Consider the following 363-nt stretch of genomic DNA (forward strand, 5'->3'; position numbering starts at 1 on the left):
GCGAGTTTATCCGATATCCAGGTCTCTAACGGAGACCAGCAGGCCCGTATTACCCTAAGCTTTGTCGGTGAGCCGGAGTACTCCTTTACCCCACAGGGTAAACGTCTGGTGGCGCTGGATATCAAGCAGACCGGCGTATTGCAGGGACTACCGCTGCAGTTTAGCGGCAGCAACCTGGTGAAGAGTATTCGCGCCGGCACGCCGCAGGATACGCAGACGCTGCGTCTGCTGGTGGATCTGACGGAAGATGGCAAAACCCGGGCGGTGAAGCAACAGAACGGGGCGAATTACACGGTGGTCATTACCATCAACGCCGACGCGCCGCCGCCGCCGCCTCCGCCGCCCGTGGTGGTGAAACGGGCC

1 protein-coding gene is annotated in these 363 nt (G+C 60.9%); it reads left to right on the plus strand.

What is annotated here, in order from left to right:
* A partial coding sequence (locus ACSIPU_RS30700) for an AMIN domain-containing protein (protein ID WP_435322494.1) occupies positions 1-363 on the plus strand: 363 nt, incomplete at both ends.

It is taken from the genome of Klebsiella sp. HN106, from assembly GCF_051209435.1.
Classification (GTDB): domain Bacteria; phylum Pseudomonadota; class Gammaproteobacteria; order Enterobacterales; family Enterobacteriaceae; genus Klebsiella; species Klebsiella oxytoca.